Annotated in this window: 1 protein-coding gene; it reads left to right on the forward strand. The window is 36.7% G+C overall.

The window, feature by feature from the left end; translation table 11 throughout:
* A partial coding sequence (locus AC1DWB_RS37260) for a glycosyltransferase (protein WP_477546042.1) occupies window positions 1-504 on the forward strand: 504 nt, incomplete at both ends.

The following is a 504-nucleotide window of genomic DNA, read 5'->3' on the forward strand; positions in this document are numbered from 1 at the left end:
ACGGTAGACTCTCCCCTGAAAAGGGGATTGGTATTTTACTAGATGCAATGAAAAGACTTAAGCATAAAACAATATCATTAGATATAATAGGGGCTGGACCAGAAGAACAACAACTTAAAGAAAAAGTCCACAAGGAGCAGATTGGTAATGTCCACTTTCATGGTTTTCAAAATGGAGATCTGTTAATTCAGAACATTGAAAAAAGTAAATTTAGTGTTATTCCGTCTGTTTGGCATGAGGTATTTGGTCTAACAATTATTGAGTCATTTGCGAGTGGAACTCCGGTCATTGGGACTCGTGTAGGTGGTATAACCGAACTTATTGTAGAAGGGTATACAGGGGCGTTAGCCAGTCCTAACGATTCCGAAGAACTAGCAAGTAAAATTGATCAATTATTAGACTTAAGTGAAGAAGACTACCAAACAATGGTTGGAAACTGTTTGAAGCAATCCCGTCAGTATAGTAGTAGTAATTACTATTCAAAGATTACTGGCATATATAATT

Source organism: Paenibacillus sp. P4_E11 (genome assembly GCF_056401635.1).